Origin of the sequence: Microbacterium californiense (genome assembly GCF_047246625.1) — a bacterium.
GTDB lineage: Bacteria > Actinomycetota > Actinomycetes > Actinomycetales > Microbacteriaceae > Microbacterium.
The window spans coordinates 393,993-419,972 of sequence record NZ_JBFOKQ010000002.1 but is presented as its reverse complement, the minus strand read 5'-3'; the positions used below and the strand labels follow the sequence as shown (position 1 = coordinate 419,972).

Annotated in this window: 22 protein-coding genes and 1 tRNA gene; 17 read left to right on the top strand and 6 right to left on the bottom strand. The window is 70.3% G+C overall.

The window, feature by feature from the left end; translation table 11 throughout:
• Positions 1 to 3: 3 nt before the first annotated feature.
• The 11 genes from AB3M82_RS13310 to AB3M82_RS13260 all read left to right on the top strand — a co-directional run bounded on the left by AB3M82_RS13310 (position 4) and on the right by AB3M82_RS13260 (position 14,271).
• Positions 4 to 1,071, top strand: coding sequence for an aldo/keto reductase (locus AB3M82_RS13310; protein WP_412958423.1), 1,068 nt, complete (start codon positions 4 to 6; stop codon positions 1,069 to 1,071).
• A 13-nt stretch (positions 1,072 to 1,084) separates the two neighbouring features.
• Positions 1,085 to 2,017 (top strand): 4-(cytidine 5'-diphospho)-2-C-methyl-D-erythritol kinase, encoded by a 933-nt coding sequence (locus AB3M82_RS13305; RefSeq protein WP_412958422.1) that lies wholly within the window; start codon positions 1,085 to 1,087, stop codon positions 2,015 to 2,017.
• Positions 2,018 to 2,160: 143 nt separating this feature from the next.
• Positions 2,161 to 3,192 (top strand): LacI family DNA-binding transcriptional regulator, encoded by a 1,032-nt coding sequence (locus AB3M82_RS13300; protein WP_412958421.1) that lies wholly within the window; start codon positions 2,161 to 2,163, stop codon positions 3,190 to 3,192.
• Complete coding sequence (gene mmsA, locus AB3M82_RS13295; protein WP_412958420.1) at positions 3,125 to 4,867, top strand: multiple monosaccharide ABC transporter ATP-binding protein; 1,743 nt, start codon at positions 3,125 to 3,127, stop codon at positions 4,865 to 4,867. The genes AB3M82_RS13300 and mmsA overlap by 68 nt, the downstream gene beginning before the upstream one ends.
• Positions 4,864 to 6,219, top strand: coding sequence for a multiple monosaccharide ABC transporter permease (gene mmsB, locus AB3M82_RS13290; protein WP_412958419.1), 1,356 nt, complete (start codon positions 4,864 to 4,866; stop codon positions 6,217 to 6,219). The genes mmsA and mmsB overlap by 4 nt, the downstream gene beginning before the upstream one ends.
• Positions 6,220 to 6,278: 59 nt before the next feature.
• Positions 6,279 to 7,397 (top strand): substrate-binding domain-containing protein, encoded by a 1,119-nt coding sequence (locus AB3M82_RS13285; RefSeq protein WP_412958417.1) that lies wholly within the window; start codon positions 6,279 to 6,281, stop codon positions 7,395 to 7,397.
• Positions 7,398 to 7,714: 317 nt separating this feature from the next.
• Positions 7,715 to 9,544, top strand: a complete 1,830-nt coding sequence (locus tag AB3M82_RS13280; protein ID WP_412958415.1) for an ABC-F family ATP-binding cassette domain-containing protein — start codon at positions 7,715 to 7,717, stop codon at positions 9,542 to 9,544.
• A 144-nt stretch (positions 9,545 to 9,688) separates the two neighbouring features.
• The gene (locus AB3M82_RS13275; protein ID WP_412958413.1) at positions 9,689 to 11,449 is read left to right on the top strand and encodes a Na+/H+ antiporter; all 1,761 of its coding nucleotides are present in this window, start codon (positions 9,689 to 9,691) and stop codon (positions 11,447 to 11,449) included.
• A 113-nt stretch (positions 11,450 to 11,562) separates the two neighbouring features.
• Positions 11,563 to 12,465: a MetQ/NlpA family ABC transporter substrate-binding protein gene (locus AB3M82_RS13270; RefSeq protein ID WP_412958412.1), complete on the top strand. Its 903-nt coding sequence runs from the start codon at positions 11,563 to 11,565 to the stop codon at positions 12,463 to 12,465.
• 103 nt (positions 12,466 to 12,568) lie between these two features.
• The gene (locus AB3M82_RS13265; RefSeq protein WP_412958411.1) at positions 12,569 to 13,612 is read left to right on the top strand and encodes a methionine ABC transporter ATP-binding protein; all 1,044 of its coding nucleotides are present in this window, start codon (positions 12,569 to 12,571) and stop codon (positions 13,610 to 13,612) included.
• The gene (locus AB3M82_RS13260; protein WP_412958410.1) at positions 13,612 to 14,271 is read left to right on the top strand and encodes a methionine ABC transporter permease; all 660 of its coding nucleotides are present in this window, start codon (positions 13,612 to 13,614) and stop codon (positions 14,269 to 14,271) included. Before AB3M82_RS13265 ends, AB3M82_RS13260 begins: the two co-directional genes overlap by 1 nt.
• Before the next feature lie 3 nt (positions 14,272 to 14,274).
• Here the strand turns inward: AB3M82_RS13260 and AB3M82_RS13255 are convergent, their stop codons facing one another.
• Genes AB3M82_RS13255 through AB3M82_RS13245 form a run of 3 tightly spaced genes read right to left on the bottom strand, consistent with a single transcriptional unit; the run spans position 14,275 to position 16,222 of the window.
• Complete coding sequence (locus tag AB3M82_RS13255; RefSeq protein WP_412958601.1) at positions 14,275 to 15,216, bottom strand: pseudouridine synthase; 942 nt, start codon at positions 15,214 to 15,216, stop codon at positions 14,275 to 14,277.
• Between the two features lie 16 nt (positions 15,217 to 15,232).
• Positions 15,233 to 15,727 carry a MarR family winged helix-turn-helix transcriptional regulator gene (locus AB3M82_RS13250; RefSeq protein WP_412958409.1) on the bottom strand — a complete coding sequence of 165 codons (495 nt, stop codon included), beginning with the start codon at positions 15,725 to 15,727 and terminating at the stop codon, positions 15,233 to 15,235.
• Positions 15,728 to 15,751: 24 nt separating this feature from the next.
• Positions 15,752 to 16,222 carry a GNAT family N-acetyltransferase gene (locus AB3M82_RS13245; RefSeq protein WP_412958408.1) on the bottom strand — a complete coding sequence of 157 codons (471 nt, stop codon included), beginning with the start codon at positions 16,220 to 16,222 and terminating at the stop codon, positions 15,752 to 15,754.
• An 81-nt stretch (positions 16,223 to 16,303) separates the two neighbouring features.
• Here AB3M82_RS13245 and AB3M82_RS13240 point away from each other — a divergent pair.
• The 6 genes from AB3M82_RS13240 to AB3M82_RS13215 all read left to right on the top strand — a co-directional run bounded on the left by AB3M82_RS13240 (position 16,304) and on the right by AB3M82_RS13215 (position 21,873).
• Positions 16,304 to 16,375: transfer RNA gene (locus AB3M82_RS13240), tRNA-Gln, on the top strand.
• A 1-nt stretch (position 16,376) separates the two neighbouring features.
• Positions 16,377 to 17,807, top strand: a complete 1,431-nt coding sequence (gene glmU, locus AB3M82_RS13235; RefSeq protein WP_412958406.1) for a bifunctional UDP-N-acetylglucosamine diphosphorylase/glucosamine-1-phosphate N-acetyltransferase GlmU — start codon at positions 16,377 to 16,379, stop codon at positions 17,805 to 17,807.
• 6 nt (positions 17,808 to 17,813) lie between these two features.
• Positions 17,814 to 18,848, top strand: coding sequence for a ribose-phosphate diphosphokinase (locus AB3M82_RS13230; RefSeq protein ID WP_412958405.1), 1,035 nt, complete (start codon positions 17,814 to 17,816; stop codon positions 18,846 to 18,848).
• A 94-nt stretch (positions 18,849 to 18,942) separates the two neighbouring features.
• Positions 18,943 to 19,407 (top strand): FMN-binding protein, encoded by a 465-nt coding sequence (locus AB3M82_RS13225; protein ID WP_412958404.1) that lies wholly within the window; start codon positions 18,943 to 18,945, stop codon positions 19,405 to 19,407.
• Between the two features lie 9 nt (positions 19,408 to 19,416).
• A complete protein-coding gene (locus tag AB3M82_RS13220; RefSeq protein ID WP_412958403.1) occupies positions 19,417 to 20,283 on the top strand; it encodes an FAD:protein FMN transferase in 867 nt (288 codons plus the stop codon).
• A gap of 15 nt (positions 20,284 to 20,298) precedes the next feature.
• Entirely contained in the window at positions 20,299 to 21,873 is a 1,575-nt protein-coding gene (locus AB3M82_RS13215; RefSeq protein ID WP_412958402.1) for an FAD-dependent oxidoreductase, read from the top strand.
• Between the two features lie 4 nt (positions 21,874 to 21,877).
• Here the strand turns inward: AB3M82_RS13215 and AB3M82_RS13210 are convergent, their stop codons facing one another.
• From AB3M82_RS13210 to gndA, 3 genes are all read right to left on the bottom strand, one after another.
• The gene (locus AB3M82_RS13210; protein ID WP_412958600.1) at positions 21,878 to 23,371 is read right to left on the bottom strand and encodes a sensor histidine kinase; all 1,494 of its coding nucleotides are present in this window, start codon (positions 23,369 to 23,371) and stop codon (positions 21,878 to 21,880) included.
• Between the two features lie 26 nt (positions 23,372 to 23,397).
• Positions 23,398 to 24,126 carry a response regulator transcription factor gene (locus AB3M82_RS13205; protein WP_412958401.1) on the bottom strand — a complete coding sequence of 243 codons (729 nt, stop codon included), beginning with the start codon at positions 24,124 to 24,126 and terminating at the stop codon, positions 23,398 to 23,400.
• Between the two features lie 294 nt (positions 24,127 to 24,420).
• Entirely contained in the window at positions 24,421 to 25,875 is a 1,455-nt protein-coding gene (gene gndA / locus AB3M82_RS13200; RefSeq protein ID WP_412958400.1) for an NADP-dependent phosphogluconate dehydrogenase, read from the bottom strand.
• Positions 25,876 to 25,980: the final 105 nt, after the last annotated feature.

Genomic DNA, 25,980 nt, shown 5'->3' with positions numbered 1-25,980 from the left:
ACCGTGACCGACTCCCCGCGCTTCAGCCCCAACGTTCCCGAACTGCACCGACCGTACGCCGCCGCCGAGGGCCGCTACGGGGAGTTCGCCTACCGTCAGGTCGGCTCGTCCGGCCTCTACCTGCCGCCGATCTCGCTCGGACTGTGGTGGAACTTCGGCGACAACATCCCGCTCGACAACCAGCGCGCCCTCCTGCGCCACGCGTTCGACCGCGGCATCACGCACTTCGACCTCGCGAACAACTACGGCCCGCCTTACGGCTCGGCCGAGAAGAACTTCGGCCGCATCTTCGCCGAGGACTTCCGCCCGTACCGCGACGAGCTGATCATCTCGTCGAAGGCAGGCTGGGACATGTGGCCGGGGCCCTACGGCGACTTCGCGAGCCGCAAGTACATCCTCGCGAGCGCCGAGCAGTCGCTCACGCGCATGGGCCTCGACTACGTCGACATCTTCTACTCGCACCGCGTCGACCCCGTGACCCCGATCGCCGAGACCGTCAGCGCGCTCGACACCCTCGTGCGTCAGGGCAAGGCCCTCTACGTCGGCATCTCCTCGTACAGCGCGGAGCGCACCGAGGAGGCCCTCGCCGTCGCGAAGGACCTCGGCACGCCCCTCGTGATCCACCAGCCGGCCTACTCGATCCTCAATCGCTGGATCGAGGACGGCTTGACCGACACCCTCCAGGCGAACGGGCTCGGAGCGATCGCCTTCACCCCGCTGGCCCAGGGGCTCCTCACGGACAAGTACCTGGGCGACGGCACGGCCGAGCGCGCACAGCAACGCGGCTCGCTCCCCGAGGGGCGCCTGCCCGACCCGGCCGTGCAGACCCTGCGCGACCTCGACGCGATCGCCCGGGATCGCGGCCAGTCGCTGGCACAGCTGGCGATCCAGTGGACCCTGCGTAACCCCGTCGTCGCCTCGGCGCTCATCGGCGCCTCGCGCACCGCGCAGCTCGACGAGAACATCGCCGCCGTCAACGGGCCGGAGTTCACGTCGGACGAGCTCTCGCGGATCGACGCCCTCGCCGGCTCGATCGACGTCAACCTGTGGGCGAAGTCGTCGGACCTGTGACGGACCACCGCCGATGAGCTTCGCCGCATCGAACGAGTCGGTGCACGTCCGCGCCCCGGGCAAGATCAACGTCTACCTCGGGGTCGGCGGGCGGCACGACGACGGCTACCACGCCCTCGCGACCGTGTTCCAGGCGGTGTCGCTCTACGAGGACGTCGTCGCCCGGCAGGCCGACGACTTCTCGGTCACCGTCCGCGGGGCGGCGGAGGCGGATGCCGTGCCGCTCGACGACCGCAACCTCGCAATGCGGGCGGCGAAACTCCTCGCCACGGCGGCCGAATACGACGGGGGAGTGGCGCTCGAGATCCGCAAGAGCGTGCCCGTGGCGGGCGGCATGGGAGGCGGCTCGGCCGACGCCGCGGCGGCGCTCGTCGCGTGCGACGCCCTCTGGGGCACCGGGTTCTCACCGGCACGACTGCACGACCTCGCCGCGCGACTCGGCGCCGATGTGCCGTTCGCCCTGCACGGCGGCACCGCGGTCGGCACGGGACGCGGCGACCAGCTGAACCCGGCGCTGGCGCGCGGCCGGTTCGACTGGGTGCTCGTGACGAGCGACGAGGGCCTCTCGACGCCCGTCGTGTACGCCGAACTCGACCGTCTGCGCGACGAGGAGGGAGCGCTCGCCGACGATCCCGCCCTCTCGCTGGACGTGCCCATCCCGGTGCTGCAGGCGCTCCGCTCCGGCGACGCCACCCAGCTCGCCGCGAGCCTCCACAACGACCTGGAGTCGGCCGCCCTGTCCCGGCGGCCGGATCTGCAGGAGACGCTGCGTCACGGCATCCGCGCCGGCGCTCTGGCCGGGGTCGTGTCGGGGTCCGGCCCGACGGTCGCGCTCCTCTGCGCCGATCCCGACGTCGCCGAGGCGGTGCGGAGCACGCTCTCCGAGGCGGGCCGCGAGGCGCTCCACGTGCACGGGCCGGTGCCCGGCGCGCGCATCGTCGGCTGAGCCGACGCCGGCTCCCCGCCCCCGAGGGCGAGGTCCGCCGAGCCGTCCCGCCGTCGCCGTGGCGGCGCAGGAAGTGTGCGCTCGGGGTGTCCGCGCGTCATAATGAAGTGACGATGTGACCGTGCACATGCGAGGAGGCTGTGATGTCCAGCGCCTCCGACCGTGCCCGTATGCCCAGCATCCGCGACGTCGCCCGCCTCGCCGGGGTGTCGCACCAGACGGTGTCACGCGTGCTCAACGATCACCCCAGCATCCGCCCCGAGACGAAGGCGAAGGTCCTCGACGCGATCTCGGTGCTGGACTACCGGCCGAACCTCGCGGCGCGCGCCCTCGTCACGAGCCGGTCGAACGTGCTCGGCGTGCTGTCGGCGACCATCGGCGAGTTCGGCCCGACGTCGTCCATCGCGAGCATCGAGGAGGCCGCCCGCGAGGAGGGCTACTCCGTCACGACGCTGAACCTCGCGGACACCACTCCGGAGGCGATCGGCACGGCCGTTCGGCAGCTCGCGCGCGAGCAGGTGGACGGCATCGTGGTGCTGGCGCCGCAGGTGCGGGTCTTCCATGTCCTGCGCGGCATGTCGGTCGATCTGCCGTTCGTGACCCTGCAGACCGCCTCCGGCTCGGACGGCGTGAGCCTGTCGGCCGACCAGGTCGCCGGGGCGCGGGCGGCCACCGAGCACCTCATCCGGCTCGGGCACAGCGACATCCTGCACCTGGCGGGGCCGCAGGACTGGATCGAGGCGGAATCGCGCATGCGCGGCTACCTGGACGCGCTGCGCGAGGCGGACCTGCCTACCTTCCCGCCGATCCGCGGCGACTGGACGGCCGACTTCGGCTACTTCGCCGGGCAGGAGCTGTCGCGTCGACGCGACTTCACGGCGGTCTTCGCGGCGAACGACCTCATGGCGATCGGCCTCATGCACGGCTTCCGCGACGCCGGGGTGCGCGTGCCCGACGACATCAGCGTGGTCGGGTTCGACGACGTCCCGGTGGCGGCGCACGTCGCGCCGACGCTCACGACCGTGCACCAGGACTTCCCGGAGCTCGGCCGACGGGCGGTGCGCATCCTGCTCGCGCAGATCCGCGGGGAGGTGGCGCCCGACTTCGGTGCGCTGCAGACCGCGGTGCGCGAACGCGAGTCGAGCCGGGCCCACGTCGCGGACAGATCACGGTAACGACACGAAAACCCGGGGCGGACTTGACAGTCCTCGGCATTCGGGAGTTACATGTACCAATGTGAACGGTCACATCGAAGGTGACCGCACGTCGCGAGGAAGATCCGTGAGCACTACAGCAACGTTGCCGACCGTGTCTGGCCCCATCCTGGAGATGCGCAACATCACCAAGGAGTTCCCGGGTGTCAAGGCTCTCGCCGACGTCTCGATCACCGTCCGGGCCGGAGAGATCCACGCGATCTGCGGCGAGAACGGTGCCGGGAAGTCGACGCTCATGAAGGTCCTCTCGGGGGTGTACCCCCACGGGACCTACGAGGGGGAGATCCTCCTCTACGGCGAGGAGCAGCGCTACCGCGACATCGCCGCGAGCGAGGCGGCCGGCATCGCGATCATCCACCAGGAGCTGGCGCTCATCCCCGAGCTGTCGATCACCGAGAACATCTTCCTCGGCAACGAGATCAGCCGCTTCGGCGCGATCGACTGGCAGGCCCAGACCGCCCGTGCGACCGAGCTGCTCGCGCGCGTCGGCCTCAACGAGGACCCGGACGTGGCCGTCAAGACGCTCGGCGTCGGCAAGCAGCAGCTCGTCGAGATCGCCAAGGCGCTCAACAAGGAGGTCAAGCTCCTCATCCTGGACGAGCCGACCGCCGCCCTCAACGAGAACGACTCACAGCACCTGCTCGACCTGATCCTGGGCCTGAAGGCCAAGGGCATCGCGTCGATCATGATCAGCCACAAGCTCAACGAGATCGAGCAGATCGCCGACGAGATCACGATCATCCGCGACGGCCGCACGGTCGAGACGCTCGACATCTCGCGCGGCGAGATCAACGAGGACCGCATCATCCGCGGCATGGTCGGCCGCTCGCTCGAGAGCCGCTACCCCGACCGCACGCCCGAGATCGGAGAGGTCTTCTTCGAGGTCAAGGACTGGTGGGTGCAGCATCCGACCGTCTCCGAGCGCATGGTCGTCAAGGGATCCAGCCTCAACGTCCGCCGCGGCGAGGTCGTCGGCATCGCGGGCCTCATGGGCGCCGGGCGCACCGAGTTCGCGATGAGCATGTTCGGCCGCTCCTACGGCACGTTCCTGTCGGGCACGATGGTCAAGGACGGCCAGGAGATCGCCCTCCCCGACGTCGCCGCCGCCATCAAGCACGGGCTCGCGTACGTCAGCGAGGACCGCAAGGTGCTCGGACTCAACCTGCTCGACACCATCAAGCGCTCCATCGTCGCCGCGAAGCTGTCGAAGATCGCGAAGCGCGGGGTCGTCGACGACCGCTCCGAGTACGCCGTCGCCGAGCAGTACCGCAAGGCCCTGCGCATCAAGACCCCCTCGGTCGAGGAGGGCGTCGGCAAGCTCTCGGGCGGCAACCAGCAGAAGGTCGTCCTCGCCAAGTGGATGTTCACCGACCCCGACCTGCTGATCCTCGACGAGCCCACCCGCGGCATCGACGTCGGCGCCAAGTACGAGATCTACGCGATCATCAACGAGCTCGCCGCGCAGGGCAAGGGCGTCATCGTCATCTCCAGCGAGCTCCCCGAGCTGCTGGGCATCTCCGACCGCATCTACACCGTCTTCGAAGGTCGGGTCACCGACTGCATCCCGACCGACCAGGCGACCCCCGAAGCCCTCATGCGCAGCATGACCTCCGCGAACCAGAAAGCATCCGCATGACCACCGACACCACACCCGCGAAGAGCGGGTTCCACTTCCGGGACATCACCAAGATGTTCGGCGGCGGCGGCACCTCGTCGCTGCGTCAGTTCGGAATCCTCGGCAGCCTCATCGTCATCATCGTCCTCTTCGAGATCCTGACGCTGCTGCGCAACGGCCCGAACGGCGCGACGCTGACCTCCGGCAACCTGATCAACGTCATCAACCAGTACTCCTTCATCCTGATCCTCGCGATCGGCATGGTGATGGTCATCATCATGGGTCACATCGACCTGTCGGTGGGTTCGGTGGCGGCGTTCACGGGCATCATCGTCGCCAAGTCGATGACGGAGTGGAACCTCCCCTGGCCGCTCGCGATCCTGCTCGGCCTCGGCGTCGGCGCCGCGGTCGGTGCGTGGCAGGGCTTCTGGGTGGCGTACGTGGGTGTTCCGGCATTCATCGTGACCCTCGCGGGCATGCTGTTCTTCCGCGGCGCCCAGCAGTTCATCGGCGACGCCCAGACCATCCCGGTCCCGAAGGGCTTTCAGATCATCGGCACCGGCTACCTCCCCGAAGTCGGTCTGCCGCTGCCGTTCAACGTGCCCACGATGATCCTCGCGCTCATCGCCGTCGCGTGGCTGGTCTTCTGGGAGATCCGCACCCGCCGCGTCCAGCACAAGATGGGCTCCGACAGCGCCCCCCTCTGGGTCAGCGTCACCAAGGTGGTGCTCCTGTCGATCGTCGTGCTCGCCGCCGCCTGGATGTTCGCGACCGGTCGCCCCGGCACGAGCTTCCCGGTCCCGGGCCTCATCCTGCTCGCCCTCGTCATCATCTACACGTTCGTCACGAGCAAGACGGTGTTCGGTCGTCACATCTACGCCGTCGGCGGCAACCGTCAGGCCGCGCGCCTCTCGGGAGTCAAGGACCGCTGGGTCGACTTCTTCGTCATGATGAACATGTCCGTGCTCGCCGCCCTCGCCGGCATGATCTTCGTCGCCCGGTCGCAGGCCTCCGGCCCGAACGACGGCACCGGCTGGGAGCTCGACGCGATCGCCTCCGTCTTCATCGGCGGCGCGGCCGTCGCCGGCGGCATCGGCACCGTGATCGGATCGATCATCGGTGGTCTCGTGATGGCGTTCCTCAACAACGGCCTCGCGCTGCTCGGCCAGGGCGCCGACGTCGTCTCGATGATCAAGGGCCTCGTGCTCCTGCTCGCGGTCGGCATCGACGTCTGGAACAAGCAGCAGGGTCGTCCCTCGATCATCGGGTTCATGACCCGCCGCTTCGGCCGTCAGGTCGAGCCCGGCACCGAGACCTTCGAGCCCAACAAGACCTACCAAGCCCCACCCGTCGACAAGACGAGCGGAAAGTAGGGGTCTGACCGCGTGGCCCACGCGCGATGAGACCTTCACACACCAGAGAAAGAGATCACATGAAGAAGATCCTTGTTTCGGCGACAGCGCTTGTCGTCGCAGGCGCCTTCGCCCTCACCGGCTGCTCATCGGAGCGCGGCGGTGAGAGCACCGGATCCGGCGAAGAGGCTTCGTCCGGTTTCGAGGCCGGTTCCACGATCGGTGTCGCCCTTCCCGACAAGACGTCGGAGAACTGGGTCCTCGCCGGCAAGCTGTTCACCGACGGCCTCGAGTCGGCCGGCTACAAGGCCGACGTGCAGTACGCGCCGGCCAGCAACACGGTCGCCGAGCAGCAGAACCAGATCCAGGCCATGGTCACCAACGGTGCCAAGGTCATCATCATCGGTGCGAAGGACGGCAAGCAGCTGGCCACGCAGGTGCAGGCCGCGAAGGATGCCGGCGCCTACGTGATCGCCTACGACCGTCTCATCGAGAACACCGAGGCCGTCGACTACTACGTCGCGTTCGACAACTTCAAGGTCGGCCAGCTGCAGGGCCAGGCCCTGCTCGACGGCCTCGCCGAGCGTGCGGGACACGAGGCTCCGTACAACATCGAGCTGTTCTCCGGCTCCCCGGACGACGCGAACTCCGCCGTCTTCTTCGACGGCGCCATGGACGTGCTCCAGCCGGCGATCGACGACGGCACGCTGAACGTCGTGTCGGGTCAGACCGAGATCGCCCAGACCGCGACCGAGGGCTGGCTGGCCGAGAACGCGCAGAACCGCATGGACACCCTCCTGACCGGTTCGTACAGCGGCGACACCGTCCTCGACGGCGTCCTCTCCCCGAACGACACCCTCGCCCGCGCCATCATCACCTCGGTGCAGCAGGCCGGCAAGCCGGTCCCGGTCGTCACGGGTCAGGACTCCGAGGTCGAGTCCGTCAAGTCGATCATGGAGGGCATCCAGTACTCCACGATCAACAAGGACACCACGCTCCTCGTGGAGCAGGCCATCAAGATGGTCGACCAGCTCCAGAAGGGCGAGGAGGTCGACGTCAACGACACCGAGTCCTACGACAACGGCGCCAAGGTCGTCGACTCGTACCTGCTCGAGCCGCTGATCGTCACCAAGGAGAACGCCGCCGAGGCGTACAAGAACGTCCCGAGCCTGCTCGAGATCGTCCAGTCCTACCAGTAAGTCATCTGCGGTCCGCACCGCACGCTGACGAGAGCCGCCCAGGTCACCCGACCCGGGCGGCTCTTCCGCGTCCGCGCGCCTCCGCCCCGGCATCCGTCCCGGCATCCGACTGTTCCCGTCGCGCGAACGGTCGCTCTCAGCCCGCAGACCGACCCCTCGTGCGACCGGAACCAGGGCGGGGCTGTGCGCTCCGGGGTCCGGCGTTCCGGTCACGCGAACGGTCGTCACCGGCGCGGAGAGCGGCCCCTCGTGCGACGGGAAGCCGCGCAGCGGGGTCGACGCGACGGGGGAGCGAGCGCGACTACCCTGGAAGGGACATGGCACATCTTCTGGGGGCCGAGGCCCTGCACCTCGAATATCCGACCAGGGTCGTCTTCGACTCCGTGACCCTCGGCATCGAGGAGGGCGATCGGATCGGCATCGTCGGCCGCAACGGCGACGGCAAGTCGAGCCTGCTCGGGATGCTGGCGGGCATCAAGGAGCCGAACTCCGGCCGCGTCACGGTGCGCGGCGGCACGACGATCGGCGTGCTCTCGCAGGCCGACACACTCGGCGACGACGTCACGATCGCCGAGGCCGTGGTCGGCGACACCCCCGAGTACGAGTGGGCCGGTGACCCCCGCACGCGCGACGTGATCGAGGGGCTGCTGCGCGACCTGCCGTGGGAGGCGCGCATCGGATCGCTCAGCGGCGGGCAGCGCCGCCGGGTCTCGCTCGCCCGCCTCCTCGCGGGGGAGTGGGACGTGATCGCGCTCGACGAGCCCACCAACCATCTCGACGTCGAAGCGGTCACGTGGTTGGCCGGCCACCTCAAGAAGCGGTGGACGGCGAACGCCGGAGCCCTCCTGGTCGTGACCCACGACCGCTGGTTCCTCGACGAGATCTGCACCGAGACGTGGGAGGTGCACGACCGCATCGTCGAGCCCTTCGAGGGCGGGTACGCGGCGTACATCCTGCAGCGCGTCGAGCGCGACCGGATGGCGGCGGCGACCGAGGCGAAGCGGCAGAACCTCGCCCGCAAGGAGCTGGCGTGGCTGCGCCGCGGCGCCCCCGCACGCACGGCGAAGCCGAAGTTCCGCATCGACGCGGCCAACGAGCTCATCGCCGACGTCCCCGAGATCCGCGACAAGGTGTCGCTCCAGTCGCTCGCCGTCTCGCGCCTCGGCAAGGACGTGGTCGACCTGCTCGACGTCGGCGTCACGTACCCGACCGAGGACGGCGGGGAGAAGACGGTGCTCCGTGACGTCGAGTGGCGGATCGCTCCGGGCGAGCGCACCGGCATCCTCGGCGTGAACGGCGCGGGAAAGTCGACGCTCCTCGGGCTCATCTCCGGCACCGTCGAGCCCACGGCCGGCCGCGTGAAGCGCGGCAAGACGGTGCGGGTGAAGACGCTCACGCAGCGCCTCGACGAGCTCGAGCAGCACTGGAACGATCCCGTGCGCGTCGTCGTCTCGGGCCTGCGCACCTCGTACACGCTCGGCAGCGGCTCCAAGGCGCAGGACCTCACGCCCGGGCAGCTGCTCGAGCGCCTGGGGTTCGCGTCGGCGCAGCTCTCCACCCCGGTCAAGGACCTCTCGGGCGGCCAGCAGCGGCGCCTGCAGCTGCTGCTCGTGCTGCTGGACCAGCCGAACGTGCTGATCCTCGACGAGCCGACCAACGACATGGACACCGACATGCTCGCGGCGATCGAGGACCTGCTGGACTCCTGGTCGGGGACGCTCCTGGTGGTCAGTCACGACCGGTACTTCCTCGAGCGCGTGACCGATCAGCAGTTCGCGATCCTCGACGGTCGCCTGCGCCACCTGCCGGGCGGGGTCGACGAGTACCTGCGTCTGCGGGAGAAGCAGGATGCCGCGCGCGATCAGTCCGCGGGCAGCGCCGCGCCGACGGCATCCGCGTCCTCCTCCGCGACCCCGTCGAACCTGGACGGCGCCGCTCTGCGTGCCGCGCAGAAGGAGGTCTCGGCGCTGGAGCGACGCATCCAGAAGCTCACGCAGCAGGTGGATGCCGCCAAGCAGGCCCTCGCCGAGCACGACCAGTCGGACTACGCCGGACTCGGGGAGAAGATGACGAGGATCAGCGCGCAGGAGGCCGAGGTCGAGGAGCTCGAGACCCGGTGGTTCGAGCTCACCGAGGAGATCGGCTGACCCCGGCGGAAGCGGGGGACCGACGGTCCTCTGGTGAAGCGCGCGTCGCGGGAATACCGTGGCCTTGCGACGCGCTGTGAACGGAGCGGGGCCTGACGCCCGCCGCTCGCGCACGCCCTGATCGCGCGGCATCCGGAGGTGCATATGGAAGGACTCGAGGTCACCGTCCTGCTCGGACTCACGATCCTCGTCGGAACGCTGATCGCGCCGCGCCTGCGGCTGGCGCTGCCGCTGGTGCTGGTGCTGTTCGGCCTGCTGCTGGGCTTCGTCCCCGCGCTCCGCGAGGTGCAGCTGCCGCCGGAGACCGTGCTGCTGCTCTTCCTGCCCGTGATGCTGTTCTGGGAGAGCCTGACGACGTCGCTGCGCTCGATCCGTCGGGACTTCCGGTACATCCTGCCCATGAGCACCCTGCTCGTGGTGGCCTCGGCGTTCGCGGTGGCCGGGATCGGGGTGCTCTTCGGGATGCCGTGGGAGATCGCGCTCATCCTCGGTGCGGCCGTGGCACCGCCGGACGCGACCGCGGTCGCCGCCCTCGGCCGCCTCCTGCCGCGGCGCATGTTCATGAAGCTCAAGGCGGAGAGCCTGACCAACGACGGCACCGCGCTGGTGCTGTACGCGATCGCGGTGTCGCTGGCCGTGGGCGGCCAGATCACGCCGCTGTCGGTGACCTGGACCGTGCTCGTCTCCTACCTCGGCGGGATCGCCGCCGGGGCCGTGGTCGCGATCCTCGGCGCCCTGCTGCTGCGCGGGTCGAACCGCACCTCCGTCCTCAACGTCACGCTGCTCCTGATCCCGTTCACCGCGTTCCTGCTGGCCGAGATCATCCACGCCTCCGGGGTGCTGGCGGTGGTCGTCGCCGGTCTGGTGATCTCGTTCGTCTCGCCTCGTCTGACCACGGCATCCTCGCGCCGGCAGACGGATGCCGTGTGGCCGTTCGGCGTCTTCCTGCTCAACGGGGCGCTGTTCATCCTCATCGGGCTGGAGGTGCAGTACGTCGCCCACGAGATCTCGGCGGCGATGTTCGGCTGGCTCGCCCTGACCGCCGTCGCGGTGTGGGCGACGCTGGTGGTGGTGCGGTATCTCTTCCAGCTGCTGACCGTGCCGTTCCAGCGGCAGCCCGGGCCGCGGCCACCGCGCGGGACCCGAGCCCGCGGACGCGTCGTGTCGACCGTGGCCGGCATGCGCGGGGCCGTGTCGCTGGCGATCGCCCTGTCGGTGCCCACCTCGTTGGCCGAGGGCCCGGCCGGACGTGATGAGATCGTGTTCGTCACCGCGGGCGTCATCCTGCTCAGCCTGCTCGTGCAGGGGCCGCTGCTGCCGCTGGTCGCCCGCTGGGCGCGCCTGCCCGTCGACCACGCCGAGCAGGAGGAGTACGAGCTCGCGGAGCGCGCGATCTCGGGCGCCGCGCTCGCGGCCCTCGACGATCTCGCGGTCGAGCACGGCGTGGGTCAGGAGATCCGCGACCGGGTGCGGGCCGAGGGCTACCAGATGCTGGAGCTCGCGAACGCGAAGGCGCTGGCCCGCGAGCAGGCGCTCGTCGACGAGCAGGCCAGGGAGCTCGACGACCTCCTGGGCGAGCCCGATCCGCTGGCCGCGGGCACCGCGGGCGGGACGAGCGAGGACGACGGGGACGCGACCGGAGGCGTCGGGGAAGCACCGGATGCCGCGACCGGCACGACCCTGCAGATGATCGCCACCTCGACCGACGTCGACATGCTTCAGCGCTCGCCCCTGGTGCGCCACGAGGAGCACACGCGGCTGAAGCTCGCCCTCCTCGAGCGCAAGCGGGAGGTGCTCCTCGGGCTGCGCCGCTCGGGGACCGTGGACGACATCGTCGTGCGACGCATCGCCGCCCGTCTCGATCTCGAGCAGGTGCGCCTGCAGGGCATCGAGGAGTTCGACTGAGTCCGACACGCGCGGCCGGCGCGGCGCGTGACGCTGTGTGACGGGCCGATTCCGCGTGCGGCTCCGCACCTGCCTAACGTATTCGAGTCCCTGAGAGAGGAACCCGAACAATCATGTCTCGTCGCACTACTTCCGTCATCGCCGCGCTCGCCGCGGTCCCGCTCTTCGTCGCGCTCGCAGGCTGCGCCTCGGCATCCTCCGACGCCGGCTCCGGCGACTCCGGGAACGAGGTCGTCAAGATCGGCGTCATCGGCAAGGGCGACCCGCAGTGGCCGGCGTTCGTCGACGCCGCCGCCGAGGAGGGCATCACGGTCGAGCTCGTCGACTTCGGCTCCTACGAGCAGCCGAACCCGGCGCTGAGCGAGGGCGAGATCGACCTCAACCAGTTCCAGCACATCGTGTACCTCGCGGGCTACAACGAGGACTCGGGCTCCGACCTCACGCCCGTCGGCTCGACCGCGATCTACCCGCTCGGCCTCTACTCGAAGAAGTACGACGATGTCGACGACATCCCCGAGGGCGAGACCGTGGCCGTCCCGGACGACGCGTCGAACCAGGCGCGCGCCCTGCTCGTGCTGCAGTCGGCCGGCCTCGTCGAGCTCAAGAGCGGCGGCACGATCTTCTCCGACCTCGCCGACGTCGACACCGAGAAGTCCAAGGTCGAGGTCACCGCGCTCGAGGCCGCGCTCATCCCCACCTCGCTGCCGGACGTGGCGGCGGCGATCATCAACAACGACTTCGTCGAGGACGCGGGCCTGACGTTCGACGACGCCATCGCCCAGGACGACCCCGAGGACCCGAACGCGCTGCCGTACGTCAACATCTTCGCGGCCCGCGCGGAGGATGCCGACAACGAGACGTACCTCAAGCTCGTCGAGATCTTCCAGACGAACGAAGACGTGCAGGCCGGACTCCTCGAGTCGTCCGGCGACACCGCCGTGGCTCTGCAGACCCCGGTCGAGGACCTCGTCGCGTCGCTGAAGAAGGTGCAGGAGGACACCGCAGCGAACAAGTGAGCCGAGGCGGGGTGCTGTCCGCCCCGCCTGATGCGAGAGAATCGGGTGGCGCCTCGTGCGTCACCCGATTCGTCGTCTGCCGATTACCCCCACCGGAGACCCCATGCCGATCGTGAGCCTGACCGACGTGTCCAAGGCCTATCCGTCCCGCACCGCGGGGGACGGCGAGATCATCGCCGTCGACAACGTCACCCTGTCGATCGAGAAGGGCGACGTCTTCGGCATCATCGGATACTCCGGGGCCGGCAAGTCGACGCTCGTCCGCCTCATCAATGCCCTGGAGCCGGCCACGTCGGGGTCGATCCACGTCGACGGCGTCGACATCACCTCGCTGCCGGAGAGCGCGCTGCGCACCGTGCGCGGCGGGATCGGCATGATCTTCCAGCAGTTCAACCTGTTCTCCTCGCGCACCGTGCGGGCGAACGTCGCCTACCCCCTGAAGCTCGCCGGCTGGTCGAAGGCCGACATCGAGGCGCGGGTCGCCGAGCTGCTCTCCTTCGTCGGCCTCGCCGACAAAGCGCGGGCCTATCCCGAGCAGCTGTCGGGCGGGCAGAAGCAGCGGGTGGGCATCGCCCGTGCGCTCGCCACGAAGCCGGCGATCCTGCTCGCCGACGAGGCGACCAGCGCCCTCGACCCGCAGACGACGCACGAGGTCCTCGACCTGCTCAAGCGCGTCAACGAGGAGCAGGGCGTCACGATCGTCGTCATCACGCACGAGATGGATGTGATCCAGACGCTCGCGACGAAGGTCGCCGTGATGGAGAACGGGCGCGTCATCGAGCAGGGCGACGTGTTCGACGTCTTCTCCGCGCCGCAGAACCCCGCGTCCCAGCGCTTCGTCGGCACCGTGGTCAAGGGCATCCCCTCGCCGTCGGAGCTGTCGGTGCTGCGCGAGCGCCACCGCGGCCGTCTCGTGACGTTCTCGTTCCGCGACGGCGACTCGTCCCAGGCGCAGGTGTTCCTCGATCTCGCGGCCGCCGGGCTCGACTTCGAGCTCGTGTACGGCGGCATCAACGACATCCGCGGCCGGGCGTTCGGCCATCTCACGCTCGCGATCCGCGGCGAGAGCGCCGCGATCGATCGGGCCCTGGCCGCCATCGCGGACCGCGTCGAGGTCACCGAGATCGCCCGAGAGGAAGCCCTCTGATGGACCGTCTGATCGAACTCGGACCGGAATTCTGGTCGGCGGCGCTCGAGACGCTGTACATGACCACGTTCGCCCTCGTGCTGGGCGGCGTCCTCGGTCTCGTCATCGGCGTCGTGCTCTACGTCTCGCGCCCCGGCGGCCTCATGCAGAACGCCGCGGTGTCTGCCGTGGCCAACCTCGCCGTGAACTTCTTCCGTCCGATCCCGTTCGTGCTCTTCGTCGCCGTCGCCCAGCCGTTCGCGCGCGCCGTGGTGGGGACGGGCATCGGCACCACCGCCGGAGCGTTCCTCATCGGCATCGCTGCGGCCTTCGCGATCGGCCGCATCGTCGAGCAGCACCTGGTCTCGGTGTCGCCGGGCGTCATCGAGGCGGCGCGCGCGATGGGTGCCGGGCCCCTGCGCATCCTCTTCACCGTCGCGATCCCCGAGTCGCTCGGCCCGCTGATCCTCGGATACACCTTCATCGTCGTCGCCCTCATCGACATGACGGCCATGGCGGGACTCATCGGCGGCGGCGGTCTCGGCGCCTTCGCGCAGGTCTACGGCTTCCGCCAGTTCGAGCCGATCGTGATGTGGGCGGCGATCGCCCTGATCGTGGTGTTCGTGCATCTCGTGCAGATGCTCGGCACGCGCCTCGCACGGCGCATCATGCGTCGCTGAGCGTCAGTCCGCGGCGGGAGCCTCCTGCAGGCGACGCCGTGTGGTGAACACGCGCTCCGCGCCCGAGAGCGGGTCGGTGAAGCGGAGCTCCCTCGCCAGCAGCTGGAGCGGACGGGCGAAGTCGTCGGGCGCCTCCGGCAGCAGCACGGGGTAGAACCCGTCGTGGAGGATGCCGGCGCCGAGGGCGGCCAGGTGGACGCGCAGCTGATGCATCCGGCCGCTGTGCGGGCGCAGCAGGGTGTGGATCACGCGCTCATCGCTGCCGAGCAGCTCGATGAGCGTCTCGGCGTTCGGCTCGCGGGTCTCGTCGACCTGGACGCAGACCTGCGAGCGGTGCTTCACGATGTGGTTGCGGTAGACGAGGGGGAGCGGATGCCCCGCCAGCGCCGGTCGTGCATCGTCCCAGTCCGCGGGGCGCGTCGACACGGCCTCGTAGACCTTCTGCACCTCGCGGTTCTCGAACAGCAGCTGGTACGCGCCGCGCGTCTGCGGCCGCACCGAGAACATCAGCAGCCCGGCGGTCGCCCGGTCGAGGCGGTGGATGGGGGTCAGCTCGGGAACACCGAGCAGGTTGCGCAGCCGCACGAGCGCCGAGTTCTGCAGGTACTTGCCGCCCGGGGTCGTCGGCAGGAAGTGCGGCTTGTCGACCACGACCAGGTCGGCGTCCTGGTGCAGGATCTCGATCTCGAACGGGATGTCCTTCTCCACCGGCGGCTCGCGGTAGTACCAGACGAACTCCTCCGCGCCGAGCGGCGTGTCGCGGGGGAGCGGTCGTCCGTCGCGCGCGACGATCTCACCGCGGTCGAAGCGCACCCGCAGCCGCTCCGGGTCCAGGTGGAAGAAGCGCTCCGCCATGTAGTCCGCGATGGTCGGCCAGGGGCCCCGCAGCGGCACGTGCAGGCGCGTCGCGCCCACGCCGTCGCGCACGGGGAGAGGGGAGGGCATGCCCATCAGCGCGCCCTCACGCGTCGAAGCTGAGGCTGAGCTTGCGGAGCAGCCCGGCGAGCCGGTCGCGGTCGGCGCGCGACAGCGCCTGGAGCAGATCGGCCTCGACGTCCACGAGGCGGGTGATCGCGGCATCCACCCGCATCCGGCCGTCGTCCGTGAGGGTGACGAGGATGCTGCGGCCGTCGTCGGGATCGGACTCGCGCCGCACGAAGCGGCGGCCGACCAGCCGATCGATCCGGTTCGTCATGGTGCCGCTGGAGACCAGGGTCTGCTGCAGCAGCTGCTTGGGGGAGAGCTGGAACGGCGTGCCGGCCCGCCGCAGCGCCGAGAGCACGTCCCACTCCCACGGCTCCAGGTCGCTGCGCCGGAACACGTCGCGACGGGCGCGATCGAGATGACGCGAGAGACGATCCATGCGGGAGAGCACCTCGAGGGGCGAGAAGTCCAGGTCGGGTCGCTGCGCGTTCCACGCGCCGACGATCCGATCGACCTCGTCCGTTGCGCTCATCCCTCCATTATCCCGTGCCGAGCGTCAGGGCGCGGAGAGGTCGATCGTCAGGAAGACGCTGTGCGGGTCGGGCGCGTAGTCGGCGAACGGCGGGCACGCGCGGAAACCGGCTCGGCTGTAGAGGCTGCGGGCGGGGTGGAAGAACTCCGCGCTGCCCGTCTCGAGCGAGACCCGACGGATGCCGCGGCGCCGGGCGTCGTCGAGGAGGACGTGCAGGACCCTGCGTCCCAGTCCCTCCCCGCGACGGGCCGGGTCGGTGCGCATCGACTTGAGCTCCTCGTGCTGCTCCTCGATCGGGGCCAGGGCGCCGGTCGCGACCAGCAGGTCGCCGTCGCGGGCCGCGAACAGGCGGATGCCGGGGGCGAGGAGCGCATCCAGGGGCAGGGCGTGCCGGCTCTCGGGCGGCGCCGTGCCCTCCATGTCGGCGTGGTGCGCGAGGAGGAAGGCGGCGAGGCCCGGCGTCGGGCCCGCGACGCGGTCGATCACGATGCTCATCGGGGGAGCATCCCACGCCCGTGTTTCGGCCGGATGACGGCGTGGCAGAATTGTCGGGCGGCACCCTTCCGGAGGTCGCGGTCCGCCGTGGTGTAATGGCAGCACGACAGCCTTTGGAGCTGTGAGGTCTAGGTTCGAGTCCTGGCGGCGGAGCATGACAGAGAACAACCTCGCGATCGTGATCCTCGCCGCAGGACAGGGCACGCGGATGAAGTCCCGCCTCCCCAAGGTGCTGCATCCGATCGCCGGCAGGCCCCTCGTCGGGCACGTCCTGACGACCGCCGCCGCGCTCGGCGCCGCCCACATCGAGGTGGTGGTCCGCCACGAGCGCGACCAGGTCGTCGCAGCGCTCGCCGCAGACCACCCCGACGCCGTGTTCGTCGACCAGGACGACGTGCCCGGCACCGGCCGCGCGGTGCAGGTCGCGGTCGACGCCCTGCCGGAGGACTTCGACGGCGACGTGCTCGTGCTCTCGGGCGACTGCCCGCTGGCCGACGCCGACACCCTCTCGGCGTTCCTGGCCGAGCACCGCTCGTCCGGTGCCCCGGCCACCCTCATGACCGCGGTCGTCGACGACCCGACCGGGTACGGCCGCGTCATCCGCGACGCGGAGGGCGGCGTCGATCGCATCGTGGAGCAGAAGGACGCGAGCGACGAGGAAGCCGCGGTGCACGAGATCAACGCCGGCATGTACGCGTTCCGCGCGACCACCCTGCGCACCTATCTGCCCGAGATCGGCGTCGAGAACGCGCAGGGCGAGATGTACCTCACCGACGTGCCGGGCCTCGTCCGCCGCGACGGCGACCGGGTCGCGGCCTCCGTCGTGTCCGACGTGACCGTGACCTTCGGCGTCAACGACCGTGCACAGCTGGCCGAGGTCGGCCGCCTCCTGAACGCGCGCATCGTGCGGCGCTGGCAGCTCGAGGGCGTCACGATCGTCGACCCCTCGACGACGTGGATCGACGACGACGCGACGCTCGCGCCCGACGTGACGGTGCTCCCGAACACCCACATCCTCCGGGCGACCACGATCGCCGCCGGAGCGACCGTCGGCCCCGACACCTCGCTCGTGGACTGCGAGGTCGGGGAAGACGCGGTCGTCCGCCGCACCGACGCCACGCTCGCCGTCATCGGGGCCGGCGCCACGGTCGGTCCGTTCTCCTACCTGCGCCCCGGCACCGTCCTCGGCGCGAAGGGCAAGATCGGCGCCTACGTCGAGACCAAGAACGCCGAGATCGGCGAGGGCAGCAAGGTCCCTCATCTGTCGTACGTCGGCGACGCGACGATCGGGCGCGGGGTGAACCTCGGCGCCAGCACGATCACGGCGAACTACGACGACGTCAACAAGCACCGCACCGAGATCGGCGACGAGGTGCACACGGGCTCGCACACCGTGCTCGTCGCGCCGGTTAGGCTGGGTGCTGGCGCGAAGACCGGCGCCGGCGCGGTCGTCCGCAAGGACGTCCCGGCCGGAGCCCTGGCCATGACCGTCGCGCCCCAGCGCAACATCGAGGGTTGGGTCGAGAAGAACAGAGCAGGAACGGGAGCGGCGGACGCCGCGTCCCGGGAACGAGCGGCGGAGTAACCACGGATGGCGCGCAAGAAGAAGACGGTCGATCTGGATCGCGACAACGGGGTGGCCCCCGGGATCATCGCGAAGACCAAGAAGCGGCTGGTCGTGGCCGGCGGGCGTTCGCACCCCGAGCTGACCGCCGCCGTCGCCGAGGCCCTCGGCACGGAGATCGCGCCGGTCGAGCACCGTACCTTCGCCTCGGGTGAGATCTACGCCCGCTTCGAGGTGTCGATCCGCGGTGTCGACCTCTTCCTCGTGCAGACGTTCGGCGAGCCGGTCAACGAGTGGCTCATGGAGACGCTGATCATGATCGACGCCGCCAAGCGCGCCTCGGCCAAGCGGATCACCGTCGTCGCCCCCTACTATCCGTATTCGCGTCAGGACAAGAAGGGCCGCGGCCGCGAGCCGATCAGCGCCCGTCTCGTCGCAGATCTGCTCAAGACGGCCGGCGCCGACCGCGTGATGAGCGTCGACCTGCACGCCGCGCAGATCCAGGGCTTCTTCGACGGCCCGGTCGACCACCTGTTCGCGAAGCCGGTGCTGCTGGATCACTTCGAACGGACGCTGTCGCCCGAGGACCGTGAGATCCTCACCGTCGTGTCGCCCGACATGGGCCGCGTCCGCGTCGCCGACACCTGGTCCGACAGCCTGGGCGCCCCGCTCGCGATCATCCACAAGCGCCGCGACCCGAAGGTCGCCAACCAGGTCTCCGTGCACGAGATCGTGGGCGCGGTCGAGGGGCGCACCTGCCTCCTGGTCGACGACATGATCGACACCGGCGGCACGATCGTGAAGGCGGCGCAGGCGCTCAAGGCGAACGGCGCGCACCGCGTGATCGTGGCGGCGACGCACGCGATCTTCAGCGACCCGGCATCCGAGCGCCTGCAGGACGCGTCGATCGACGAGGTCGTCATCACCGACACGATCCCGCTGACCGAGTCGCGCCGCTGGGACGGCCTCACCATCCTGCCGATCGCCCCGCTGCTGGCGCGGGCGATCCACGAGGTGTTCGAGGACGGCTCCGTGACGAGCATGTTCGGCGGCGACGCGTAGGCACCTCCTCGCCGAGGCACAGCCCGTCCATAGCCGTGCTTCCTACTCTCGGAGGATCGACGCCCGTCGAGCGACACCGAGCCGGGAGGACATCATGATCCGCACCACCGTACCGACCTCTGTCCGCAAGGGGTCCGCCCTCGTGGGCATGGCAGGACTCCTCGTCCTGGCCGGCTGCGCGGGCGGCACCGACGGCGCCGGGTCCACGGGTGCCGACTCCGGCTCCGACACCGGTTCGACCGGCGGATCCGACGCGTCGGGGACGTACGAGGACGGCACGTACACGGCCGACGGCTCGTACCAGACGCCCGAGACGGTCGAGACGATCTCGGTCACCCTCACCCTCGCCGACGGCGTCGTGGAGAGCGTCGAGGTGACCGGCGACCCGCAGGCCCGGGAGACCGAGCAGTACCAGGGAGCGTTCATCGAGGGCATCGCCGACGAGGTCGAGGGCAAGCCGATCGACGAGCTGAACGTCAGCCGCGTCGCCGGTTCGTCGCTCACCAGCGGCGGCTTCAACGCGGCCGTCGAGTCCATCAAGGAGCAGGCCGCGGCCTGATCGCCGGTCATGGTCGTCTGGCGTTTCGAGGCGATCGGCACGCGCTGGGAGATCGAGACCGCCGATCCGCTCCCGCCGGACGGGCGCGCGGCGGTCCAGGCCGTGACGGAGCACTTCGACCGTCGATGGTCGCGCTTCCGCCCCGACTCCGACGTGTCGCGGCTGCGCGCTGCGGGCGGGGGCTTCGCGTCGGATGACGCCGCGCCGATGCTCGACGCGTATCGCGAGCTCTCGGCGGCGACGGGCGGCGCCGTGAACCCTCTCGTGGGCGAGAGCCTGGAGGCGCTCGGCTACGACGCGGCGTATTCGCTCGTGGCGGGAGAACCCCGCCCCGCGCCGGACGACTGGACGACGCGCCTCGAGTGGTCCGCCGACGCCCTCACCATGCGGGGGCCGGCGACGATCGACGTGGGGGCGCTCGGGAAGGGGCGACTCGTCGATCTCGTGCAGCGCGCTCTCGCCGACGTTCCGGGAACCGTCGTGGTCGACGCCGGGGGTGACCTCTCGGTGCGCGACGGGGCGATCCGGGTCGGCCTCGAGCATCCGTTCGACGCCTCCCGCGCGATCGGCGTCGCGACGGTCGGCGATCAGGCCCTCTGCGCCTCGGCCACCAATCGCCGGGCCTGGGGCGCGGGGTTCCATCACGTGCTGGACGCCCGCACCGGCACTCCCGTCGTCGCCTGGACGGCCGCCTGGGCGCTCGCCGACGAGGCGATGACCGCGGATGCCGTCGCGACGGCGCTCTTCTTCGACGGCGGACCCGAGCTCGCCGCCCGCTGGGGCGTGCACTGGGTGCGTCTGAGCAGCGACGGACGCGCCCAGCGGTCGCCCGGATGCCCGATCGAGATCTTCACCCCCACCCGCCCCGACGCATAGGGAAGAGTTGACCCCGTGAACCGCTCCTTCACCGCCGCCCGCCAGCGCGTGCTCGCCCGGCTCGGCGCGCTCTCGATGTACCGCCTCGTCCTGTTCGCGCTCGTCGGGCTGCTGCTCGTCGCGCTCGTGCTCTCTGCCGCCGGCATCATCGTCTCGCCGACCCCGCTCGAGATCGCGGTGTCGGCGGTCGTGCTCACGGTCGTGGTCGCAGGGGTGGATGCCGTGGCGCAGCGCCTCCTGGGGCTGCCGTGGCGCGTCGAGTCGTCGCTGGTCACCGCGCTGATCCTGCTGTTCGTGCTGCGGCCCGGCGTCGAGCCGGCAGCCCTGGGCGGTCTGGCGATCGCGGCGGCGCTGGCCAGCCTGTCGAAGTACCTCCTCGCGTGGCGTGGACGGCACATCCTCAACCCGGCGGCGTTCGGCGCGGCGGTCGTCTCGATCGTGGGCTCGTTCGGGGCGTTCTCGTGGCTGGGGACCTCGGCGTCGTGGTGGGTGGGCGCTCCCTCGCTCGCGATCCCCGTGGCACTGCTCGGGCTCGCCGTGCTCTGGCGTACCGAGAAGGTGCGCGTCGTGCTGCTCTTCCTCGTGCTCGCCGTCGCGACCTCGGTGCTGCGGCAGTTCGTCCAGGCCCAGGAGTTCGGCATCGCCGCGGACCTCGGGACGGCGCTGTCGTTCGCGCTCCTGCAGTCGCCGTTCCTCTTCCTCGGGGCGTTCATGCTGTCGGAGCCCTTGACCCTGCCGCCGCGCCGCTGGCAGCAGTTCGCCGTCGCCGCCGTGGTCGGCATCCTCGCGGGCTGGCCGCTGTCGGTGGGCGGACTGTTCACGCTCGGACAGGAGCGCGCGCTGCTGATCGGTAACCTGCTGGCCTTCGCCTTCGCGCTGCGCGGGGCGGTGCGGCTCGTGCTCGAGCGTCGTACCGCCGTGACCCCGACGGCGCAGGAGCTGATCTTCCGCGCGCAGGGCAAGCTCTCCTTCCTGCCCGGTCAGTACCTCGAACTCGACGTCCCGCACCGCCGCGCCGACGCCCGTGGAACGCGCCGCGAGTTCAGCATCGTCTCCGCGCCGGCCGACCTGCCCGAGCTCCGCATCGCCTACAAGAACGGCGACCCGCAGCATCCGTCCAGCTTCAAGCGCGCGCTCGCGGCGGCCGAGCCGGGGGCGACCCTCGCGGTCACGGGCACCTGGGGCGACTTCCTCCTGCCGCGCGGCGAGACGCCGGTGCTCATGGTGGCCGCCGGGATCGGCGTCACGCCGTTCGTCTCGCAGCTGCGCCAGCTTCAGGCGACCGGTGCGCAGCGCGACATCGTGCTGGTGTACGTGGCCGCCGACTCGTCCGAGCTGGCGTTCCGCGAGGAGCTCGCCGCGACCGGCGCACGGGTCGTGGTGTTCACCCGCGACGAGCCGGCCGACCTCCCGGCGCACTGGACCTGGGCTCGCGGCATCCGCCTCGACGCCGACGGACTGCAGGCGGCCGTGCCCGACATCGGCAGCCGGCATGCCTTCATCTCGGGGCCGCCGCGTCTGATCGCCGATCTCGCGCCCGCGCTCCAGAAGGCGCGCACGCTCACCACCGACGCCTTCGCCGGCTACTGAGGGATCAGTCCGCCGACTCCTCGGCGGCGTCGGCGGATGCCTGTCGCGGCCCGATCGGGAGCCGGACGGTGAAGGTCGTGTCGCCGGGCTCGCTGGTCACCGAGAGCACGCCGCCGTGGCCCTCGACGATCGCCGTGGCGATCGCCAGCCCGAGTCCCGTGCCGCCGGTCTGCCGCGCACGGGAGCTGTCTCCGCGGACGAAGCGGGCGAAGAGCTCGTCGCGCACCGCAGGGTCGATGCCCGGTCCGTCGTCGTGCACGCGCAGCACCGCCTCCTCGCCCTCGCGGTCGACGCGGAGCGTGATGGTCGTGCCGGCGGGCGTGTGCGTGCGGGCGTTGGCGAGGAGGTTGCCGACCACCTGGTGCAGGCGTCCCGCGTCGCCGACGATCACCACCGGCTCGTCGGGCACCTCGATGTTCCAGTGATGATCGACCGCGGTCGGTCGGGCGTCGGCCAGGCTCTCGAGGGCGAGCTGGGTGAGGTCCACGCTGCCGTGCACGAGCTCGCGTCCCTCGTCGAGACGGGCGAGCAGCAGCAGGTCCTCGACGAGCCGCGTCATGCGCAGGGACTGCGCCTGGATCCGCTCCAGGGAGGTGGTGGTGCCCTCGATCGCCTCGGCGCCGGGCGTCTGGCCGAGCGCGCGGAGCGAGAGCTCCGAATAGCCCCGGATCGAGGCGAGCGGGGTGCGCAGTTCGTGGCTCGCGTCGGCGACGAAGCGGCGCATGCGCTCCTCGTTCTTCTGTCGGGACGCGAGCGAGGTGTTCACATGGTCGAGCAGCTTGTTCAGGGAGGCGCCGACGAGCCCGGTCTCGGTGCGCGGATCGGCCTCGGATGCCGGGACCCGTTCGGTGATCTCGACCTCGCCGCGGTCGAGGGGCTGATTCGCGACCCGGGTCGCGGTCGCCGCGACGGCGCGGAGCGGCCGCAGGCCGACTCGGATCGTGATCGCCGTGGTCAGGGCGAGGAGGATGAGCCCGCCGATCGTCGCGAGGGCGATGACCGTCAACAGCGTCGCGAGCTGGCGCTGGATGGCATCCCTCGGCAGGCCGGCCACCACGACGACGCCGGAGTTGGTGGTGGATGCGGTCACGCGGTACGAGCCCAGATCGTCGATCGACACGTTCGCGACGTGCCCCTCGCTCAGCGCCTCGGCGATCTGGGTGAGCTGGGAGGTGGTCAGACTCTCGGTCTCGCCGCTGAGTTCGCCCGCGGCCTTCGACGCGACGACGCCGCTGATGCCCGTCACGGGATTCGACACCGCGACGATCAGCCCCGGCTCGCCGGGGTTGCGCCCGGCCATGATCTTCTCGGCCGTGGCCAGGTTGGGCGACACCTGCTTCACGATGTTCGTGAGCGACACGGCGTAGCCGTAGACCCGGTCGTCGAGCTGCTGCTCGAGCGTGCGCCCGAGCGTGGCGCTCGTGATGACCGCGACGATCACCAGGATCAGCGACACGAACCCGATGACGGCGGTCATGAGCCGGGTCTGCAGGCTCATCGGGTGGTGCCGCCACCCGGTCAGGCTCACTGGGGCGCCTTGATCATGTATCCCACCCCGCGGACGGTGTGCAGCAGCGGGGTGCGCCCCGCGTCGATCTTCTTGCGGAGATACGAGATGTAGAGCTCGACGACCGATGACTTGCCGCCGAAGTCGTAGCTCCAGACCCGGTCGAGGATCTGCGCCTTCGAGAGCACCCGGCGCTCGTTGCGCATGAGGTAGCGCAGCAGCTCGAACTCGGTCGCGGTCAGCTCGATCTCGACCCCGTCGCGCACGACCTCATGGCTGTCCTCGTTGAGCGTGAGGTCGGCGACGCGGAGGATGGACTGGCCGTCGTCCGCCGTGGCGTGCCCGGTGCGCCGGATGATGGCGCGCAGCCGGGCGATCACCTCTTCGAGGCTGAAGGGCTTGGTGACGTAGTCGTCACCGCCGGCGGTCAGGCCCGCGACGCGGTCGTCGACGGCATCCTTGGCGGTGAGGAAGAGCACGGGGACGAGGCTGCCGGACTCCCGCAGCCGCCGCAGCACGGCCATGCCGTCGAGGTCGGGCATCATGATGTCGAGCACCAGCGCGTCGGGCTCGAACTCGCGGGCGACCTGGAGCGCCTCCGTGCCGGAGGACGCCGTGCGCACCTCCCAGCCCTCCATGCGGAGCGCCATCGCGAGGAGGTCGGTGAGCATCTGCTCGTCATCGACGGCGAGGATGCGCAGCGGGGAACCGTCCGGGCGGCGGAGGTCGGGGAGATCACTGGTCATGACCCCATTCTGCGGAATCACCTATGGGGTTTCTATGGAGAACACTATGCGTGCTCTGTGAGGTGCGGTCCGACGGCGCCGGCACCCGACGTCATAGGTTCTTCATCGACGCGACCGGGGATCCGCATGGAGCCCGTTCCTCACACGATGGTCGTCGTGACGCACGACTCCGCCGTCGCCCGCCGCGCCACCCGTCGGCTGCGGTTCTCGAAGGGCTCCGTGCAGGAGATCACGATCTGGGAGAAGCCAGAAGGGCCCCGGCGGATACCGGGGCCCTTCTGCATCAGCGCGAGGTCAGTGGGTGTCCTCCGCCTCGATCTCGGTGCGGTCGCCCGACCAGAGGGTGTGGAAGGTGCCTTCCTTGTCGATGCGCTTGTACGTGTGCGCGCCGAAGAAGTCGCGCTGGCCCTGCACGAGGGCGGCGGGGAGGCGATCGGCGCGGATGCCGTCGTAGTACGACAGCGACGAGCTGAACGCCGGGGCCGGGATGCCGGCCTGCGCGGCGGTGACGACGACGCGGCGCCACGCGGCCTGACCGCGCGTGAGGGCCTCGGCGAAGTACGGCGCCGTCATGAGCACGGGCAGATCCGGGGTCTCGGCGTACGCCTCGGCGATGCGGTTGAGGAACTGGGCGCGGATGATGCATCCGCCGCGCCAGATCTTGCTGATCGCGCCGAGGTCGATGTTCCAGCCGTACTCGGCCGCACCGGCGCGGATCTCGTCGAAGCCCTGCGAGTAGGCGACGATCTTCGAGGCGTACAGCGCCAGGCGCACGTCCTCGATGAACGCGTCGACATCGCCGTCGGGGACGGTGAACTCCTCGTCCGGGCCGGGCAGGGAGCCGGCGACGGCGCGCTGCTCGGGGTGGGAGGACAGGGAGCGGGCGAAGGTCGCTTCGGCGATGCCGGAGACGGGCACGCCAAGCGAGAGCGCGGTCTGCACGGTCCATGCGCCGGTGCCCTTGGCTCCGGCCTGGTCGAGGATGACGTCCACGAGCGGCTTGCCGGTCTCGGCGTCGACCTGGCGCAGCACCTCGGCGGTGATCTCGATCAGGTACGACTCGAGCTCGCCGCGGTTCCACTCGGCGAAGATCTCGGCGATCTCGGCCGGGGCCTTGCCGGTGCCGCGGCGGATCAGGTCGTACGCCTCGGCGATCAGCTGCATGTCGGCGTACTCGATGCCGTTGTGCACCATCTTCACGAAGTGACCGGCGCCGTCGTGTCCGACGTGCGTGACGCACGGCTCGCCCTCCGCGACCGCGGCGATGGACTTCAGGATCGGGCCGAGCGTGACCCATGACTCGTCCGAGCCTCCGGGCATGATGGAGGGACCGGTGAGAGCGCCCTCCTCGCCGCCGGAGATTCCCGCGCCGACGAAGTTGATGCCCGTCTCGCGGACGGCCTTCTCGCGGCGGATCGTGTCGGGGAAGTACGCGTTGCCGCCGTCGACGATGATGTCGCCCGGCTCGAACACCTCCACGAGCGCGTCGATCACGGCATCCGTCGGTCCGCCGGCCTTGACCATGATGATCGCGGTGCGCGGCTTCTGCAGGCTGTCGGCGAACTCCTGGTAGGACTGCGCCGGCACGAAACCCGCCTCCGGGTGGTCGTCCAGCAGCGTCCGGGTCTTCTCGTAGCTCCGGTTGAAGATCGCCACCGTGTTCCCCTCACGACTGGCGAGGTTGCGGGCCAGATTCGACCCCATGACGGCGAGTCCGACGACTCCGATGTTCGCTGATGCTTCGGGCACAGAACGCTCCTCGATCGTGAAGAAGGAATGCCCTCAGCGTATCGCTGTCGTCGACGGGGTGCGCGCGTGTGACCGCGATTGCCTCGGCGTCCGCCCCGGGGAGCC

Excerpts from the sequence above, each read along its gene's own strand:
- AB3M82_RS13220 (WP_412958403.1), top strand. The coding sequence starts at position 19,417 with ATGGTCGTCTGGCGTTTCGAGGCGATCGGCACGCGCTGGGAGATCGAG.
- AB3M82_RS13255 (WP_412958601.1), bottom strand. The coding sequence starts at position 15,216 with ATGCCCTCCCCTCTCCCCGTGCGCGACGGCGTGGGCGCGACGCGCCTG.
- AB3M82_RS13230 (WP_412958405.1), top strand. The coding sequence starts at position 17,814 with ATGGCGCGCAAGAAGAAGACGGTCGATCTGGATCGCGACAACGGGGTG.
- AB3M82_RS13285 (WP_412958417.1), top strand. The coding sequence starts at position 6,279 with ATGAAGAAGATCCTTGTTTCGGCGACAGCGCTTGTCGTCGCAGGCGCC.
- AB3M82_RS13270 (WP_412958412.1), top strand. The coding sequence starts at position 11,563 with ATGTCTCGTCGCACTACTTCCGTCATCGCCGCGCTCGCCGCGGTCCCG.
- AB3M82_RS13250 (WP_412958409.1), bottom strand. The coding sequence starts at position 15,727 with ATGAGCGCAACGGACGAGGTCGATCGGATCGTCGGCGCGTGGAACGCG.
- AB3M82_RS13280 (WP_412958415.1), top strand. The coding sequence starts at position 7,715 with ATGGCACATCTTCTGGGGGCCGAGGCCCTGCACCTCGAATATCCGACC.
- AB3M82_RS13300 (WP_412958421.1), top strand. The coding sequence starts at position 2,161 with ATGTCCAGCGCCTCCGACCGTGCCCGTATGCCCAGCATCCGCGACGTC.
- AB3M82_RS13275 (WP_412958413.1), top strand. The coding sequence starts at position 9,689 with ATGGAAGGACTCGAGGTCACCGTCCTGCTCGGACTCACGATCCTCGTC.
- AB3M82_RS13245 (WP_412958408.1), bottom strand. The coding sequence starts at position 16,222 with ATGAGCATCGTGATCGACCGCGTCGCGGGCCCGACGCCGGGCCTCGCC.
- glmU (WP_412958406.1), top strand. The coding sequence starts at position 16,377 with ATGACAGAGAACAACCTCGCGATCGTGATCCTCGCCGCAGGACAGGGC.
- AB3M82_RS13210 (WP_412958600.1), bottom strand. The coding sequence starts at position 23,371 with ATGAGCCTGCAGACCCGGCTCATGACCGCCGTCATCGGGTTCGTGTCG.
- AB3M82_RS13260 (WP_412958410.1), top strand. The coding sequence starts at position 13,612 with ATGGACCGTCTGATCGAACTCGGACCGGAATTCTGGTCGGCGGCGCTC.
- mmsB (WP_412958419.1), top strand. The coding sequence starts at position 4,864 with ATGACCACCGACACCACACCCGCGAAGAGCGGGTTCCACTTCCGGGAC.
- AB3M82_RS13205 (WP_412958401.1), bottom strand. The coding sequence starts at position 24,126 with ATGACCAGTGATCTCCCCGACCTCCGCCGCCCGGACGGTTCCCCGCTG.
- AB3M82_RS13225 (WP_412958404.1), top strand. The coding sequence starts at position 18,943 with ATGATCCGCACCACCGTACCGACCTCTGTCCGCAAGGGGTCCGCCCTC.
- AB3M82_RS13305 (WP_412958422.1), top strand. The coding sequence starts at position 1,085 with ATGAGCTTCGCCGCATCGAACGAGTCGGTGCACGTCCGCGCCCCGGGC.
- AB3M82_RS13265 (WP_412958411.1), top strand. The coding sequence starts at position 12,569 with ATGCCGATCGTGAGCCTGACCGACGTGTCCAAGGCCTATCCGTCCCGC.